This is a genomic window from Cupriavidus alkaliphilus, assembly GCF_014191175.1.
Taxonomy (GTDB): Bacteria; Pseudomonadota; Gammaproteobacteria; order Burkholderiales; family Burkholderiaceae; genus Cupriavidus; species Cupriavidus alkaliphilus.
Window position 1 is genome coordinate 1061777 of record NZ_JACHWE010000001.1, and the last position, 15713, is coordinate 1077489.

Genomic DNA, 15713 nt, shown 5'->3' on the forward strand with positions numbered 1-15713 from the left:
GGATCGCCTGCCGGTGCCGCGTGCGGTCCGCGGTAAATGTCTGGCTTTTGCCTTTTCGACATAATCCGCGTATAATTCAAGTCTATTCAAAAAGCCATCCTCGTCCGAGGATGGGCGAATGATGGGCATTGCGCCCATTTTTTTTTGGTTCGCCCGTTTCTCGGTGCTTCCGCATGAGCGGAAGGGGTGGCGGACAGGCAGCGCTGCAACAGGGTCGTCCCGGACGGCACCGGCGGGTTTGCCTGCCACGGTGTTGATGGCCATTACTCGGGATAACAGTGCATCTGGCAGATTTGATCGAAACCACCCTAAGCGGCATGGGGTATGAGCTGGTCGAGCTCGAGCGTGCCCCGGCCGGATTGCTGCGTGTCTATATCGATCAGCCTGAAACCGGCATTGCCATCGAGGATTGCGAAAAGGTGAGCCGCCAGCTCACCCACGTGTTTACGGTCGAGAACGTCGACTATGAACGCCTCGAGGTCTCGTCGCCCGGACTGGACCGGCCGCTGAAGAAGCTGGCCGACTTCATCCGCTTTGCCGGCGCGGAGGCGCGCGTGACGCTGCGCCTGCCCGTCAATGGACAGAAGAACTTCACAGGCATCCTGCGCGAGCCCGCCGGCGCCGCGGGCGAAGAGAAGATCGGCCTGGAGTTCGAGGGCAAGGATGGCCCGGCGCTGCTGGAATTTGCCGTATCCGATGTCGACAAGGCACGCCTGGTGCCGGTGATCGACTTCAAAGGAAATCAAAGAAAAGGGAACAAGCAATGAGCCGCGAAGTTCTGTTGCTCGTCGATGCGCTTGCGCGTGAGAAGAACGTCGACAAGGATGTGGTATTCGGTGCCCTGGAGGCGGCGCTCGCCTCGGCCACCAAGAAGCGTTTCGAGGAAGACGTGGATATCCGTGTCGCGATCGATCGCGAGTCGGGCGAGCATGAAACCTTCCGCCGCTGGCTGGTCGTTCCCGACGAACTGGGCCTGCAGGAGCCGGACAAGCAGATCCTGCTGTTCGAGGCCCGCGAGGAAAACCCCAGCATCGAACTGGGTGACTATATCGAGCAGCAGATCGAGTCGGTCGAGTTCGGCCGCATCGGCGCGCAGGCCGCCAAGCAGGTGATCCTGCAGCGCATCCGCGATGCCGAGCGCGAGCAGATCCTGAACGACTACCTCGATCGCGGCGAAAAGATCATGACCGGCACGGTCAAGCGCGCCGACAAGAAGGGCCTGATCGTCGAGTCCGGCCGCGTCGAGGCGCTGCTGGCCCGCGACCAGATCATCCCCAAGGAAAACCTGCGCACCGGCGACCGTGTGCGCGCCTATATCCTGAATGTGGACCGCGCCGCGCGCGGCCCGCAGATCGAGCTGTCGCGCACCGCCCCTGACTTCCTGATCAAGCTCTTCGAAAACGAAGTGCCCGAGATGGAACAAGGCCTGCTGGAGATCAAGGCGGCTGCCCGCGACCCGGGCGTTCGCGCCAAGATCGCGGTGGTGGCGCATGACAAGCGCATCGACCCGATCGGCACCTGCGTGGGCGTGCGCGGCACGCGCGTCACCGCGGTGCGCAACGAGATCGGCGGCGAGGCGGTGGACATCGTGCTGTGGTCGGAAGACCCGGCGCAGTTCGTGATCGGCGCGCTGGCGCCGGCGCAGGTGCAGTCGATCGTTGTCGATGAAGAGAAGCACAGCATGGACGTGGTGGTCGACGAGGAGAACCTCGCCGTCTCCATCGGCCGCAGTGGTCAGAACGTGCGCCTGGCGTCCGAGCTGACCGGCTGGCAGATCAACATCATGACGCAGGAAGAATCGGCGCAGAAGCAGGCCGAAGAAAGCGATGTCGTGCGCAAGCTGTTCATGTCCAAGCTGGACGTGGACGAGGAAGTCGCAGACATCCTGATCGAGGAAGGCTTCTCCACGCTGGAAGAAGTGGCTTATGTCCCCATCAGTGAAATGATGGAGATCGAGGCCTTTGACGAAGACACCGTCAACGAGCTGCGCAATCGCGCGCGTGATGCGCTCCTGACGATGGAACTGGCCCGGGAAGAAAAGGTGGAAGAGGTGTCGCAGGATCTGCGCTCGCTCGACGGCCTCAACCCGGAACTGATCGGCAAGCTGGCCGAAGGCGATATCCATACGCGTGACGACCTGGCCGAACTGGCCGTGGACGAGCTGGTCGAGATGACCGGTGTCAGCGAGGAAGAAGCCAAGTCGCTGATCATGAAAGCACGGGAACATTGGTTCAACTGAGGGACACGGCCGGGCCGGCCAACGCCAGCCCGGGCGCGCTTTCCGCATCAATCTGTCCCGACGTAGAAACCAAGCATTGAAAGGGTTTGAATGGCAAGCACAACAGTTGCCCAACTGGCCGCAGAACTGAGTCGCAGCGCAGCTGCCCTGCTGGAACAATTGCAGGCGGCTGGGGTGGGCAAAGCGACGCCAGAAGACATCATCACGGAATCGGATAAGACCAGGCTGCTGGACTATCTGAAGCGCTCGCACGGCCAGGCCGACGACAGCGCCCGCAAGAAGATCACACTGACCAAGCGCGAAACCTCCGAGATCCGCCAGTCGGACGCCACCGGCAAGACCCGCACGGTCCAGGTGGAAGTGCGCAAGAAGCGCGTGCTGATCAAGCGCGACGACGCTGCGCCCGAACAGCAGGCTGATGGTGCCGAGGCGCAAGCCCAGGTCGTCGACGCCGCCGAGGAGGCGCGCCGCGAAGCGGAAGAGCGCCGCCAGGCCGAACAGTTGGCGCGCCAGGAAGCCGAGGCCAAGGCCGCCCGCGAGGCCGCCGAGCGCGAGGAAGCCGAGCGCCGCGCGCGCCAGGAGGCACTCGAGGCCGAACAGCGCCGCCAGGCCGAACTCGCTGCCCGCAAGGCCGAGGAAGAGGCTGCCGCGTCGCGCGCCGTGACCGAAGCCAACGAGGATACTTCGCGCAAGAAGGCCGAGGACGAGAAGGCCCGCGTCGCTGCCGAACGCGCCGAGGCGCAGAAGGCCGCCGATGAAGCCAAGGCTGCCGCCGACAAGGCCCGCGCCGAGCAGGAAGTCGCCGCGCGCAAGCGCCGCGAGGCTGCCGAAGCCGAAGCCCGTGCGATCCAGCAGATGCTGAACGCGCCGGCACGCGTGCTGAAGGCGCCGTCCGAGCGCAAGGCCGAGGAAAAGAAGGCCGAGCAGACCGGTACCCTGCACAAGCCGGTCAAGCCGGCCGGCACCGAAGCCAAGCCGGGCGAGAAAAAGCCGGTGACCGCCACCGCGACCACCACCACCGACAAGAAGGGCAAGGTCGTCAAGGCCGGCACTTCGTCGACGTGGCAGGACGAAGGCAGCCGCAAGAAGGGCAGCGGCCTGAAGACGCGCGGCGATTCGTCGGGCGGCGTGGGCGGCTGGCGCGGTGGCCCGCGTGGCCGTGGCGGCCGTCAGCAGCAGCATGACGACAGCCGTAGCAACTTCCAGGCGCCGACCGAACCGGTGGTGCGCGAAGTGCACGTGCCGGAAACCATCTCCGTGGCCGACCTGGCCCACAAGATGGCGGTGAAGGCTTCAGAGGTCATCAAGCAGATGATGAAGCTCGGCCAGATGGTGACGATCAACCAGGTGCTGGACCAGGAAACCGCCATGATCGTGGTGGAAGAAATGGGCCACAAGGCGTACGCCGCCAAGCTGGACGACCCGGAAGCGCTGCTGGTGGTCGACGGCGAAGAGCACGAAGACGCCGAGCTGCTGCCGCGTCCGCCGGTGGTGACCGTGATGGGTCACGTCGACCACGGCAAGACCTCGCTGCTGGACTACATCCGTCGCACCAAGGTGGCCGCGGGCGAAGCCGGCGGCATTACGCAGCATATCGGTGCCTACCATGTGGAAACCGACCGCGGCGTGATCACCTTCCTGGACACCCCGGGTCACGAGGCCTTCACGGCCATGCGTGCCCGCGGTGCCAAGGCCACCGACATCGTGATCCTGGTGGTCGCGGCCGATGACGGCGTGATGCCGCAGACCAAGGAAGCGATCGCGCATGCCAAGGCTGCCGGTGTGCCGATCGTGGTGGCGATCAACAAGATCGACAAGCCCGATGCCAACCCGGACCGCGTCAAGCAGGAACTGGTGGCGGAGCAGGTGGTGCCGGAAGAATACGGCGGCGATTCGCCGTTCGTGCCGGTTTCCGCCAAGATGGGTACCGGTGTGGAAGACCTGCTCGAGCAAGTGCTCCTGCAAGCCGAAGTGCTGGAACTGAAGGCACCGGTAGATGCCCCGGCCAAGGGCCTGGTGGTGGAAGCCCAGCTCGACAAGGGCAAGGGCCCGATCGCAACCATCCTGGTCAGCAGCGGCACGCTCAAGCGTGGCGATGTGGTGCTGGCTGGCAGCGCCTACGGCCGCGTGCGTGCCATGCTGGACGAGAACGGCAAGACGACCAAGGAAGCCGGTCCGTCGATCCCGGTGGAAATCCAGGGTCTTTCGGAAGTGCCTGCCGCCGGCGAGGAAGTGCTGGTGCTGCCGGACGAGCGCAAGGCACGTGAAATCGCGCTGTTCCGCCAGGGCAAGTTCCGCGACGTGAAGCTGGCCAAGCAACAGGCCGCCAAGCTCGAGAACATGCTGGAGCAGATGGCCGAAGGCGAAGTCCAGACGCTGCCGCTGATCGTCAAGGCCGACGTGCAGGGTTCGCAGGAAGCGCTGGTGCAGTCGCTGCAGAAGCTGTCGACCGCCGAAGTGCGGGTGCAGATCGTGCACGGCGGCGTGGGTGGCATCTCGGAGTCCGACGTCAACCTGGCGACGGCCTCGAAGGCGGTCATCATCGGCTTCAACGTGCGTGCCGATGCGGGTGCGCGCAAGCTGGCCGAGCACAACGGCATCGATATCCGCTACTACAGCATCATTTACGATGCCGTAGACGAGATCAAGGCGGCGATGTCGGGCATGCTGGCGCCGGAGAAGCGCGAAACCACCATCGGCCAGGTCGAGGTGCGCCAGGTGTTCCGCGTGCCGAAGATCGGTGCGGTGGCCGGCTGTATGGTTACCGATGGCCTGGTCAAGCGCAACTCGCTGGTGCGCGTGCTGCGCAACAACCTGGTCATCCACGACGGCGAGCTGGATTCGCTCAAGCGCTTCAAGGACGACGTCAAGGAAGTCAAGCAAGGCTTCGAGTGCGGTCTGTCGATCAAGAACTTCAACGATGTTCAGGAAGGCGACCAGCTCGAGGTGTACGAAATCACAGAGGTGGCGCGCACGCTGTAAGGCGTCGCAAGCAACGGCAGGCTTCGGCCTGCCGTTGTCATCTCGACCAGACTGTATTGCATGGCCAAAAAAGGCAATATCTCCTCCCGCAATCTCCGCATCTCCGACCAGATCCAGAAGGACCTGGCCGAGATGATCCAGCGCGAACTGCGCGACCCGCGCCTCGGCCTGGTCACGCTGCAGTCCGTCACGCTGACGCCCGATTACGCGCACGCCAAGGTGTACTTCACCGTGCTGGGCGCCGAAGCGGCCGAAGCCGCAGCCATCCTGAACGAGAAGGCCGGCTACCTGCACTCGCTGCTGTTCAAGCGCCTGCACATCCATACCGTGCCGACGCTGCATTTCCATCACGATACCTCGGTCGAACACGCGATCGAGATGTCCAGGCTGATCAACGAAGCGAACGCTACGCGTTCGAAAGACGAAGACTGATGTCGGGTGCCCGTGCCGGCCGGCATGGGCTTTCCTGGCGCGGTCGCCGCGCGTTGCGCACCCGCCTTCCGCTTGTTCCCGATGACCGATTCCAACGCCAACCGTCCGCCGCGCCTGCCGCGCCGCGAGGTCCATGGTGTGCTGCTGCTCGACAAGCCGCTGGGGCTGTCGTCCAACGACGCGCTGGTGCGCGCCAAGCGCCTGTTGCGCGCGGCCAAGGCCGGCCATACCGGCACGCTCGATCCGCTGGCCACCGGGCTGCTGCCGCTGTGCTTCGGCGAGGCCACCAAGTTTTCGCAGGACCTGCTCGAAGCGGACAAGACCTATGACGCCGAAGTGCGCCTGGGCGCGCGCTCCAGCACCGGCGATGCCGAAGGCGAGCTGCTCGACGTGCGTGCGGTCACCTGTGACCGCGCCGCGGTTGAGCGTGTGCTGGCAGGGTTTGTCGGCGAGATCGAGCAGGTGCCGCCGATGCATTCGGCGCTGAAGAAGGACGGCCGTCCGCTGTACGAATACGCGCGGGCCGGCCAGACCGTGGAGCGCGCAGCACGGCGTGTCACGATCCGTTCGATTGCGCTGCTGGCCTGCGCCTTGCCCGAGACCCCCTCGTTCACGATGCGGGTGACTTGCAGCAAGGGCACCTATATCCGCACGCTGGCCGAGGATATCGGCGAAGCGTTGGGCTGCGGCGCGCACCTGACCGGCCTGCGCCGGATTGCGGTGGGCGACCTGACGCTGGACGGCGCGGTGACGCTGGCCCAGATCGAAGCACAGGACGATGCGCAGCGTCCGGCCATGCTGGCACCTGTCGATGCCCTGCTGCAGAAATGCGTGCCGGTGCAGCTGGATGCCGCGGCGGCGGAGCGCTTCCTGCAAGGCCAGCGCATTGCCCAGCGCGACCTGCCGGCCGGCACCGTGCTGGCCGAGCAAAGCCTGGCGCGGGTCTATGCCGGCGAGCCGGCGCGGCTGCTGGGCGTGGCACGCATGCGCGAAGGCGCGTTGCGGCCGGAGCGGCTGGTGAAGCTGTGAGGCAGCGAGCGGCGACGTAGCCGCCGCCCACCAACCGACAGTCCTTACTCTAATGTGACCTTGGCCGTCCTGATCACTTCGGCCCACATCTTGCGGTCCTGCGCCAGGAAGCCGGCGAAGTGTTCCGGGGTGTCGCCGACCGGTTCCGAGCCGAACTCCGCCATCTTCTTCCTGACTTCCGGATTCGCCAGCGCCTTCACCAGGGCCTGGTTGTAGCGGGCCACGATGGCCTTCGGCAGGTCCTTCGGCCCGAAGATCCCTTGCCAGGTCGGCATGTTGAAATCCTTCAGGCCGCTTTCGGCCAGCGTCGGCACGTCGGGCAGCAACGGCGAGCGCTTGCTGCCCGTGACCGCCAGCGCCTTGACCTTGCCGCTCTTGGCGAGCGCCGCGGCGGTGGTGATGTTGTCGACGGTCATGGCGATATGGCCGCCCATCAGATCGGTGATCACCGGGGTGGCGCCCTTGTACGGCGCGTGGACCATGTCGATGCCGAGGCGATGCAGCATGGTCTCGGCGATCAGGTGGTTCGACGTGCCGACACCCGCGGTGCCATAGGTGACCTGCGGTGTCTTTTTCACGTACGCGGTGAAGTCCGCCATCGTCTTGACCGGTAGCGCAGGATTGATGATCACCACGTTGGGCTGGGTCGCCAGCATGGCAATGGGGGTAAAGTCATCCGCCTTGTACGGCGTGCCCTTCGGGTTGAGCACGTGGGTCACCGCCATCGCGCCAGCTGCGCCCATGCCGATGGTATAGCCGTCCGGCGAGGCCTTGGCCAGCTTGTCGGCAGCGATATTGCCACCCGCGCCCGGCACGTTTTCGACTACCACCGGCACGCCGAGGCTTTCCGACAAAGGACCTTGCACCAGCCGTGCCAGCAGGTCGGCGGAGCCGCCCGGGGCAAAGCCGACCAGCAGCCGCACCGGCTTCGCGGGCTTCCATTCCTGCGCATGCGCGCCCGACGCCGCCACCGCAACCAGGCTCATGCAAGCCATGCCGCGCAGCAGCGGTCCCATCCACTTCGCCACCTTTTCCATGTTACTTCCACTCCAGCTGTGTCACAGGCAATCTGTCAGCGGGCTTGCCTTTACCCGTAAGCAATTTCACAGGCCGTTTCGGCCGCGGGCATCCAGCACCTGGCCGAGCAGCGTGGCCACCATCCGGTTAGAGAGCAGCACCGGGGCGCGGGCATGGTGCGCGACTTCGGCACGCATCGCCTCGGTGTAGCCCATGCAGTGCATCACCACCAGGTCGCAGCCGCGCAGTGCCTGGCCGGCGCGAGCGAAGCCGCCGGTGCCAGTATCGGTATAAGGCGAGGCATGCGTAACGCGCAGTTCGCAGGACACCGGTTTGATCAGATGAAAGCTGTCGACCTGGCCCTCGAGGGGCAGCACGATGCCGAGCCGCTTGCATCCCTGGGCAAGCGCGACCGTCAGGTGATCGACCACCTGCTGCGGCTCGATCACCAGCGTGCGCATCGGCGGCAGCGCGGTGCCCGTGCACAGCGGCACCAGCGCGTCGAAGCGGCCATCGTCGAGCGAGGCCATCAGCCGCGCCAGCATGGCCTCGGCCACCGGCTTGCCCATCACCGCCTGCGTGCCGTCGCGCAGGCGGCTGGCGAAGCGGTACTCGCCGGCGGCGGGCGCGAGCGCGGCGATCTCGTCGGGGCCCAGCGCGTCGAGGATGCCGAATTCTTCGACTTCGGCCGGCAGGCCCAGGTCGGCCATCATCTGCGGCACCACGTCGGTCCGCGGCGACTGCCCGATGGTGACGAAGGCCACGCGCGGCAGGCGTGGGGCGGCTGCGGTCATGCTTCGGTCCCGACGGTCTGCAGGTGCGCGAGCGAGCCGTAGCGCCGCTGCAGCTCGGCCCATTCCTCGGCATCGAAGAAGGCGCACTGGCCCTCGCCGAACTGCTTGGCGACCTCGATGCAGAAGCGCGTCGCCACATCGATGTCGAAGGCGTTGGTGACGCCGGTGGCGCATCCCGGCACGGTGGTCTGCGCGGTCAGTGCCACGCCCACCACCGGCGCCGCGGTGACGATGGCCGGCTGCATGATCGAATTGACATGCCACAGGCCATTCTCATACGGGGTGATGTCCTGGGTGGTCAGCGGCAGCACCGACGGCAGTTCGCCGCTGACCCAGCCCATCAGGTCCAGCATCCGCTCCGGCAGGCGCAACAGCCAGCCTTGCTTGGCCACCGGCGTCAGCGCCACGCCGCGGCGGTTGACGAAGCGGTTGCCGCGCGTGGTGTCGACCGACAGGATTGCTGCCATGTCGGGATGCACTTCGTGCGACATCATCGTGCGCATCGCGAAGGGCGATTTCATCATCGGCACCGGCTGGTGCGGCCGCGTCGCGGCGTGCGGGCAGATATGCGTATGGATCCGCACCGGGCCGGCCAGCACGTCGCCGCCGGCGGCCATGTCGGCCAGCTTGAGCGCGGTGGCGACGGCAACGATGGCGCCGTCGGCATCGGACACCAGGCCGGTCACGGCAGGACGCGCGCCGACGCCGCCGAGGCGGCCGACCACGCCCAGCGCGGGCGCATCGGGGTTGCGGCCGGGCAGGGTGCAGGCGAGGAAGTCGGTGTAGAGGCCGTTCTCTTCCACGCGCGTCACCGTGACGTCGCGGATGCCGCGGGCGCGCAGCAAAGTGGCAACGGCTGCGCCGTCGACGTTGGCTGCGGACAGCAGCTCGATCGATTCAATCACCTGCTTGATGGACATCTTGCTTGGGGTTCCTTGCTTGCGTTACGGGATGGCGATGGATCAGATGGCAGCGGTACAGGCCGGCACGGACAGTGCGCCGGGGGCGACGTCCACGATCTGCTGGCCAAGGAACCAGCGTGCGCGATGCGCGCCGCCCATCTCCATGCGCTCGCCCGAGACGCGCACCCAGTTGCCTTCGGGCAAGCCCAGCACCGGCGTCTGCGGCTGCAGCACCGTGAACTCGGCCAGCCGCTGGTCGCGCGTTTCGCCGCGGAAGCCGGGCACCACCAGGTTGAAGTAGTGCGGGTTGATCTGGAACGGCACCAGCCCGAGCGCGTCGAGGCCGCCAGGGTCGGCGACCGGCATGTCGTTGGTGGTGCGGATGGTCGGGCAGGCGACATTGGTGCCGGCGCTCCAGCCGATATAGCGCGCGGCGCCCGCGGCCACCTGGCGCGCAATCACGGGCAGCAGGCCGCGCTCGCGCAGGCATTGCAGCAGACGGAAGGTGTTGCCGCCGCCGATGACGATCAGTTCGGCCGCTGCCACCGCCCGCACGCAATCCGCATGGCCGAGCCGATGCGGCGAGTGCGCGGCGATGCCGGCGGGGGCCAGTGCGTCGCGCACCAGGGCTTCGTAGCTGTCCCAGTCGCGCGTGACGCCGGCGAACGGGATGAAGCAGGCACGGGTGCGCCCGTCGGCCAGTTCGCGGATCGCGTCGTGGGCATGGACGAGGTAACCCGCGTCGCTGGAGGAGTTGCTGAGTAACAGGAGTTCCATGAGTTCGAGCTGGCGGTTTGAGCTGCCGGGATGACTAGTTGGCGGCGGTGTTGCCGGGATGGAGCCAGAGCGGATCGCCGAGGCGCTGCCCGAGCGGCGCCACCGCCTGCACCAGGGTTTCCCGCAGCGCGCGGGCCTGGGCCTGGCTGACCTGCATCGCGGTGAAGGACAGACACAGGCCGCGCACGTCGCCAGAGAGCGGGTCCGCAAGCGTGGTGGCAACGGCGCCGATGCCCGGCATGCCTTCGTTGACGGCGATGGCGCTGCGCTCGGCGCGGGCCGTGGCGACGCGCTCGCGCAGCTCGGCTACGGTGGCGGGGCATCCGGCGGGTGCGTCGGGCAGCTTGCGGGCGCCGGTGGCGCCGTAGCGCGCGCTGAATTCGGTCTCGGGCAGGCGCGACAGCAGCACGCGGCCCATGGCCGTGGTGAAGGCCGGGCGGCGCGCGCCCGGCGGCGACAGCACCTGCACCGGGTTGCTGCCATTCAAGCGCTGCAGCACCACGGTGTCGGTGCCGTCGAGCATCGAAAGGTAGGCCGTGAAGCCGGTCGAATCCGACAAGGCGGCGAGGATCTCGCGGCACTGGTCGTCAAAGGGGTGCGCCTGCGTGGCGGCCTGTGCCGCGCGGATCACCAGTGCGCCTGGACGATAGCGTCGCGTCGATGGCTGCAGCTCCAGCAGCCGGTAGCGCACCATCTGTGCGAGCAGGCGCGACGCCGAGCTCTTGGCCAGGCCCAGCTCATCCAGCACATCGTTGAACGTGATCTCGTGGCGGCCGTGCCCGAACAAGTCCAGCACGCTCTCCACGCCTTCAAGAATGCTCACTTCGCCTCTCCGCTACGTTCGTTTCCTAGGTTCCATTTTTCGGAACTACGGTTCCGTAATTCGGTTGGCAAATCATAGGGCGATGGGTGGCGGAACACAAGGGGAAATTTCCCTTGCCGGAGACGGGCAAAAAAAAATGGCCCCGAAACCGGGGCCATTCGATGCATCGCTGAACCAGGGGCTCAATGCGCCGCCATCGCGTCCGCCGAGCCGCCACCGCCACCCTTGGCCGGCCGCGTCAGCCAGACAAAGCCGATCAGCACGAAGAACAGCATGCCCGAGATCCAGAAGATGTCGTTGGCGCCGAGCATGGCCGCCTGCTGGGTGATATTGCGCTCGATCACGCCGACCGCCTGCGCCTGGCTCATGCCCATCTGCATCAGGTGGTTGAGCTGGTCGTGGTAGGCCGGGTTGTAGGGGTTGACCTGCTCGACCAGCTGCGCGTGGTGCAGCGCCGAGCGGTTCTCCCAGACGGTGGTCGAGACCGACGCGCCGATGCCGCCGAAGGTGATCCGCACAAAGTTCGACAGGCCCGAGGCGGCCGGAATCTTCTCCGGCGGCTGGCCCGACAGGATGATCGAGGTCAGCGGGATGAAGAACATCGCCATGGCCGCGCCCTGGATCAGCGTGGGCACCATCAGCGTCCAGGTATCGACCTGCGTGGTGAAGCCTGCGCGCATCAGGCTGACGATGCCGAAGGTGATGAAGGCCGCGGTGGCCACCCAGCGCGCATCCATCTTCGGCAGGTTGCGCCCGATCACCGGCGACAGCAGGATCGCGAAGATGCCGACCGGCGCCATCACGATGCCCGCGTCGGTCGCGGTATAGCCGACGATGGTCTGCAGCCACAGCGGCAGGATCACCAGGTTGCCGAAGAACAGCCCGTAGGCCACCGAGATCGCGACCACGCCGGAACTGAAGTTGCGGCCCTTGAACAGGCTGATGTCGACAATGGGATGCTTCTCATAGGTTTCCCAGGCCAGGAAGAACAGGAAGCCGACGATTGCCACCAGCGTCAGCACCACGATCTCGGTCGAATGGAACCAGTCCAGCTCCTTGCCCTTGTCGAGCATCAGCTGCATCGAGCCCACCCAGATCACCAGCAGCGCCAGGCCGATGCGGTCGATCGGCAGCATCTTGGTGGGCGTCTCGCGGTCCTTGTAGATGGCCCAGGTGGCGTAGGCGGTGACGATGCCCACCGGCACGTTGATGTAGAAGATCCACGGCCAGGTCATGTTGTCTGAGATCCAGCCGCCCAGCAGCGGGCCCATGATCGGCGCCACCAGCGTGGTCATGCCCCATAGCGCCAGCGCCATGGTGCTCTTCGCGGGCGGATAGCTCGACAGCAGCAGCGACTGCGACAGCGGGATCATCGGCCCGGCCACCGCGCCCTGCAGCACGCGCGCGGCCAGCAGCGTCTCCAGGTTGGGCGCGACGCCGCACAGCCACGACGCCAGCACGAACAGCAGGATCGAGGTGATGAACAGCCGCACCGCGCCGAAGCGCGTGGTCAGCCAGCCGGTCAGCGGCACCGAGATCGCGTTGGCCACCGCGAACGAGGTGATGACCCAGGTGCCCTGGTTGGGCGCCACGCCCAGGTCGCCCGAGATCGCCGGGATCGACACGTTGGCGATCGACGAGTCCAGCACGTTCATGAACGTGGCCAGCGACAGCGCGATGGTGCCGAGCACCAGCTTGCCGCCGGTCAGCGGCTGCGGCTGCTGCGGCAGGGCCCGCGCCGGCGCCGGGCCGGCGCCCGGCTGCGCCCCGGGCGCGGCCGGTGCGGCGGAAGGGGAGGTGGCCATGATCAGGTATTGGCGGGCTTGCCGGACTTGGCGTGGGCGGCGCTGGCCGAGGACAGGCCGGCGCCGCGGCCGCCGTTGTTGGCGGCGATGATGCGCGCGATCAGCTGGTCGGCATCCTGCGCCACCTTGTCATAGACGTCGGTCTGCATCGGCCTGGCCGGCGCGGCGGCGGCCATGGCGGCGCCTTCTTCGCGGCGCACGTCGACCTTGACCGTCATCGACAGTCCCACGCGCAGCGGATGGTCCTTGAGCTGCTGCGGTTCCAGCGCGATGCGTACCGGCAGGCGCTGCACCACCTTGATCCAGTTGCCGGTGGCGTTCTGCGCCGGCAGCAGCGAAAACGCCGAGCCGGTGCCGGCCGAGAAGCCCGCGACCTTGCCACGGTATTCGACCTTGGAACCATAGACGTCGGCTTCCAGCGTCACCGGCTGGCCGATGCGCATATGCGTGATCTGCACTTCCTTGAAGTTGGCGTCGACCCAGACCTGGTCCAGCGGCACCACCGCCATCAGCGGCGCGCCGGCGGCCACGCGCTGGCCGACCTGCACCGAGCGCTTGGCGACGTAGCCGGTCACCGGCGCGGGCAGCGCCGAGCGCGCGAACGACAGGTAGGCCGAGCGCAGGTTGGCGGCGGCGCGCTGCACGTTGGGGTGGTTCTCGACCGTGGTCTGGTCGGTCAGCACCTTGTTCGATGCCAGCTGCTCGCGCGCAGCCAGCAGCGCCGACTCCGCGCCCTTGAGCGCGGCTTGCGCGTGCGAGATCTCTTCATTCGACACCGCGCCCGAGCCGGCAATGGCCTGGCGCCGGCGCAGGTCGTCGCGGGCCTTGGCCACGTCGGCTTCGCGCAGCGCCACGTTGGCGGCGAGCGAGCCGTTGTTGACGTACAGCGTGCGTACTTCGCGCACGGCCTGGGCCAGCTGGGCCTCGGCCTGTTCCAGCGCCACCTGCGTGTCGGCGCGGTCGAGCTGGATCAGCGGCTGGCCGGCGGTGACCAGCTGCGTGTCGTCGGCGGCAATCGATACCACCGTGCCAGCCACCAGCGGCGTGACCTGGACCACGTTGCCGGCGACATAGGCGTCGTCGGTGCTTTCGAAATGGCGGGCATACAGCCCCCAGTAGACGCCGTAGCCGATGCCGGCGACCACGATCGCGGCGCTCAGCGACAGCAGCAGGCGCTTGCGCTTGCCGTTGGGAGGAGTGGCCGTGGCCTGCTGGGGAGTGTTGGTGCCGGCCGCTTGCTGGTTGTTGCTCATGATGTCTTCTGGATACTCTTGTCTGCGATCACCGGGTGCGCGGATCAGCCGCGGGCGCCCGCCTGGGTGTTGTCCGGTTGCTGCGCCGGGCCGTGGACGATGCTGCCGTGGCCTTCGGCCGGCTCCTGGTAGCCGCCGCCGAGTGCCTTCATCAGGCCCATCTGCAGGTCCAGGCGCCGCGCCTGCAGGTCGGTTGCCAGGCGGCGCTGCTGCAGCACGTTGCTTTCCGCGTTGAGCACGGTCAGCTGCGTGCCCAGTCCCGCCTTGTAGCGCGTGGTGGCCAGCGCGTAGGCGTGCTCGGCCAGGTCCAGTGCTTCGCGCTGGGTCTGGATCTGCTTGTCGACGCTGCGGATGCTGGTCATGGTGTCGGCGGTCTCGCGCAGCGCATCGACCAGCGCCTGGTTGTAGTTGGCCACGGCGATGTCGTAGCCGGCGTACTTGCCCTTCAGGTTGGCGCGCAGCTTGCCGCCTTCGAAGATCGGCAGCCGGATGGTCGGGCCGATGCCGAAGGTGCGGCTGATGCCCATCAGCAGCTTGGACGGGTCCAGCGCGGCCAGGCCGGCGAACGCGCTCAGGCTGACGTCGGGAAGGAATTCCTTTTTGGCGACGTTGATGTCCTTCGACGCGGCCTCGACGCGCCAGCGCGCCGCCACCAGGTCCGGGCGGCGGCCCAGCAGGCCGATGGTGAGGTTGTCGGGCAGCGTCGGCGTGGCCTGCGCCAGCAGCACCGGGCGCTGGATCTGCAGGCCGCGGTCCGGGCCCTTGCCGAGCAGCGCCGCGAGCTGGTTGCGGGCCAGCGCGATTTCTTCATCGACGCGCTGCAAGTCTGTCTGCGAGGCCGCCACCGTGCCGCGCGCCTGGGTGGTTTCCACCTGGGTGTCCAGGCCGGCGGCCAGGCGCTGGCGCGACAGCTCGGTCAGGTCGCGGCGCTGGGCGATGGCGCGCTCGGCCACGTCGCGCTGCGCATAGAGCGCGGCCAGGCGCGCGTAATTGCGCGAGATCGACGTCGCCAGGATCAGGCGCGCGGCCTGGCTTTCGGCCTCGGCGGCGCGGTCGTCGGAGAGCGCGGCTTCGAGTGCATCGCGGTTCTTGCCCCAAAAGTCGAAGTCATAGGACAGGCCCACCTGCAGGCGCGACTGGTTCTGCCACGAGCCCGCCAGCGGCGTGCCCTCGAACAGGTCGTTGTTGGAAAAGCGCTGGCGCAGCAGGCTGCCTTCGAACTCCAGGTGCGGATACAGCGCGCTGCGGGTGGCCTCGGCCATCGCGCGCGAGGCCTCGACGCGGGCAAATGCGGCCTGCAGGTTCGGGCTGTCCTGGATCGCCTCGTCGACCAGCGCGTTCAGCTGCGGGTCCTGGAACTGGCTGACCCAGTCCTGCGACGGCCACTGGCCGTGTTCGCCGGGCAGGGTTTGCGAAGTCGCCATGGCTGCCGGATCGGCCATGGTCTGGGTGCTGTGCGAATCGCCAAGCGCGGCACACCCGGCCAGCGCCGCGGCCGCGATCGCGGTCAGCGCCAGCGTGCCGGCACGGCGCGCCAGCTTGCGCGAACTGGCCGGCTGTGAAAAACGGAAGGAAAAAGCTGGTTTCATGGTGTTGCTCCGTGTCCGGAGCCATCGGTGTCTACGGGCTGCTGACGGTGTCCGGCCGGTATGGCCGACGC

Annotated in this window: 13 protein-coding genes; 5 read left to right on the top strand and 8 right to left on the bottom strand. The window is 67.1% G+C overall.

The annotated features are described in order from the left end of the window. Positions 1 to 278 precede the first annotated feature (278 nt). The 5 genes from rimP (at position 279) to truB (ending at position 6682) form a co-directional block, all read left to right on the top strand. On the top strand, positions 279 to 767 hold the full coding sequence (gene rimP / locus FHX60_RS05030; RefSeq protein ID WP_183282662.1) for a ribosome maturation factor RimP: 489 nt from the start codon (positions 279 to 281) through the stop codon (positions 765 to 767). After that, positions 764 to 2239 carry a transcription termination factor NusA gene (nusA, locus tag FHX60_RS05035; protein WP_092309116.1) on the top strand — a complete coding sequence of 492 codons (1476 nt, stop codon included), beginning with the start codon at positions 764 to 766 and terminating at the stop codon, positions 2237 to 2239. Before rimP ends, nusA begins: the two co-directional genes overlap by 4 nt. A 90-nt stretch (positions 2240 to 2329) precedes the next feature. Then, the gene (gene infB, locus FHX60_RS05040) at positions 2330 to 5221 is read left to right on the top strand and encodes a translation initiation factor IF-2 (protein WP_112774091.1); all 2892 of its coding nucleotides are present in this window, start codon (positions 2330 to 2332) and stop codon (positions 5219 to 5221) included. 60 nt (positions 5222 to 5281) lie between these two features. Beyond that, positions 5282 to 5653, top strand: coding sequence for a 30S ribosome-binding factor RbfA (rbfA, locus tag FHX60_RS05045; RefSeq protein WP_183282663.1), 372 nt, complete (start codon positions 5282 to 5284; stop codon positions 5651 to 5653). A gap of 81 nt (positions 5654 to 5734) precedes the next feature. Continuing rightward, positions 5735 to 6682, top strand: coding sequence for a tRNA pseudouridine(55) synthase TruB (gene truB / locus FHX60_RS05050; protein ID WP_183282664.1), 948 nt, complete (start codon positions 5735 to 5737; stop codon positions 6680 to 6682). A gap of 44 nt (positions 6683 to 6726) precedes the next feature. Here the strand turns inward: truB and FHX60_RS05055 are convergent, their stop codons facing one another. The 8 genes from FHX60_RS05055 to FHX60_RS05090 all read right to left on the bottom strand — a co-directional run bounded on the left by FHX60_RS05055 (position 6727) and on the right by FHX60_RS05090 (position 15642). Next, positions 6727 to 7719, bottom strand: coding sequence for a Bug family tripartite tricarboxylate transporter substrate binding protein (locus FHX60_RS05055; RefSeq protein WP_183282665.1), 993 nt, complete (start codon positions 7717 to 7719; stop codon positions 6727 to 6729). A 66-nt stretch (positions 7720 to 7785) separates the two neighbouring features. Next, a complete protein-coding gene (locus FHX60_RS05060) occupies positions 7786 to 8493 on the bottom strand; it encodes an AroM family protein (protein WP_183282666.1) in 708 nt (235 codons plus the stop codon). Then, positions 8490 to 9413, bottom strand: coding sequence for a DUF1177 domain-containing protein (locus FHX60_RS05065; RefSeq protein ID WP_183282667.1), 924 nt, complete (start codon positions 9411 to 9413; stop codon positions 8490 to 8492). The genes FHX60_RS05060 and FHX60_RS05065 overlap by 4 nt, the downstream gene beginning before the upstream one ends. Positions 9414 to 9455: 42 nt before the next feature. Continuing rightward, positions 9456 to 10172, bottom strand: coding sequence for a dipeptidase PepE (gene pepE, locus FHX60_RS05070; RefSeq protein WP_183282668.1), 717 nt, complete (start codon positions 10170 to 10172; stop codon positions 9456 to 9458). Between the two features lie 34 nt (positions 10173 to 10206). Next, positions 10207 to 10995, bottom strand: coding sequence for an IclR family transcriptional regulator (locus tag FHX60_RS05075; RefSeq protein WP_183282669.1), 789 nt, complete (start codon positions 10993 to 10995; stop codon positions 10207 to 10209). Between the two features lie 182 nt (positions 10996 to 11177). After that, positions 11178 to 12800, bottom strand: a complete 1623-nt coding sequence (locus FHX60_RS05080) for a DHA2 family efflux MFS transporter permease subunit (protein WP_092309089.1) — start codon at positions 12798 to 12800, stop codon at positions 11178 to 11180. Positions 12801 to 12802: 2 nt separating this feature from the next. Beyond that, positions 12803 to 14053 carry an HlyD family secretion protein gene (locus FHX60_RS05085; protein ID WP_112774097.1) on the bottom strand — a complete coding sequence of 417 codons (1251 nt, stop codon included), beginning with the start codon at positions 14051 to 14053 and terminating at the stop codon, positions 12803 to 12805. Positions 14054 to 14097: 44 nt separating this feature from the next. Next, a complete protein-coding gene (locus tag FHX60_RS05090) occupies positions 14098 to 15642 on the bottom strand; it encodes an AdeC/AdeK/OprM family multidrug efflux complex outer membrane factor (protein WP_183282670.1) in 1545 nt (514 codons plus the stop codon). Positions 15643 to 15713 lie beyond the last annotated feature (71 nt).

Bases quoted from the DNA above. Each gene is read 5' to 3' on its own strand.
- nusA (WP_092309116.1), top strand. From the start codon at position 764: ATGAGCCGCGAAGTTCTGTTGCTCGTCGATGCGCTTGCGCGTGAGAAG.
- infB (WP_112774091.1), top strand. From the start codon at position 2,330: ATGGCAAGCACAACAGTTGCCCAACTGGCCGCAGAACTGAGTCGCAGC.
- rbfA (WP_183282663.1), top strand. From the start codon at position 5,282: ATGGCCAAAAAAGGCAATATCTCCTCCCGCAATCTCCGCATCTCCGAC.
- truB (WP_183282664.1), top strand. From the start codon at position 5,735: ATGACCGATTCCAACGCCAACCGTCCGCCGCGCCTGCCGCGCCGCGAG.
- FHX60_RS05055 (WP_183282665.1), bottom strand. From the start codon at position 7,719: ATGGAAAAGGTGGCGAAGTGGATGGGACCGCTGCTGCGCGGCATGGCT.
- FHX60_RS05060 (WP_183282666.1), bottom strand. From the start codon at position 8,493: ATGACCGCAGCCGCCCCACGCCTGCCGCGCGTGGCCTTCGTCACCATC.
- FHX60_RS05065 (WP_183282667.1), bottom strand. From the start codon at position 9,413: ATGTCCATCAAGCAGGTGATTGAATCGATCGAGCTGCTGTCCGCAGCC.
- pepE (WP_183282668.1), bottom strand. From the start codon at position 10,172: ATGGAACTCCTGTTACTCAGCAACTCCTCCAGCGACGCGGGTTACCTC.
- FHX60_RS05080 (WP_092309089.1), bottom strand. From the start codon at position 12,800: ATGGCCACCTCCCCTTCCGCCGCACCGGCCGCGCCCGGGGCGCAGCCG.
- FHX60_RS05085 (WP_112774097.1), bottom strand. From the start codon at position 14,053: ATGAGCAACAACCAGCAAGCGGCCGGCACCAACACTCCCCAGCAGGCC.
- FHX60_RS05090 (WP_183282670.1), bottom strand. From the start codon at position 15,642: ATGAAACCAGCTTTTTCCTTCCGTTTTTCACAGCCGGCCAGTTCGCGC.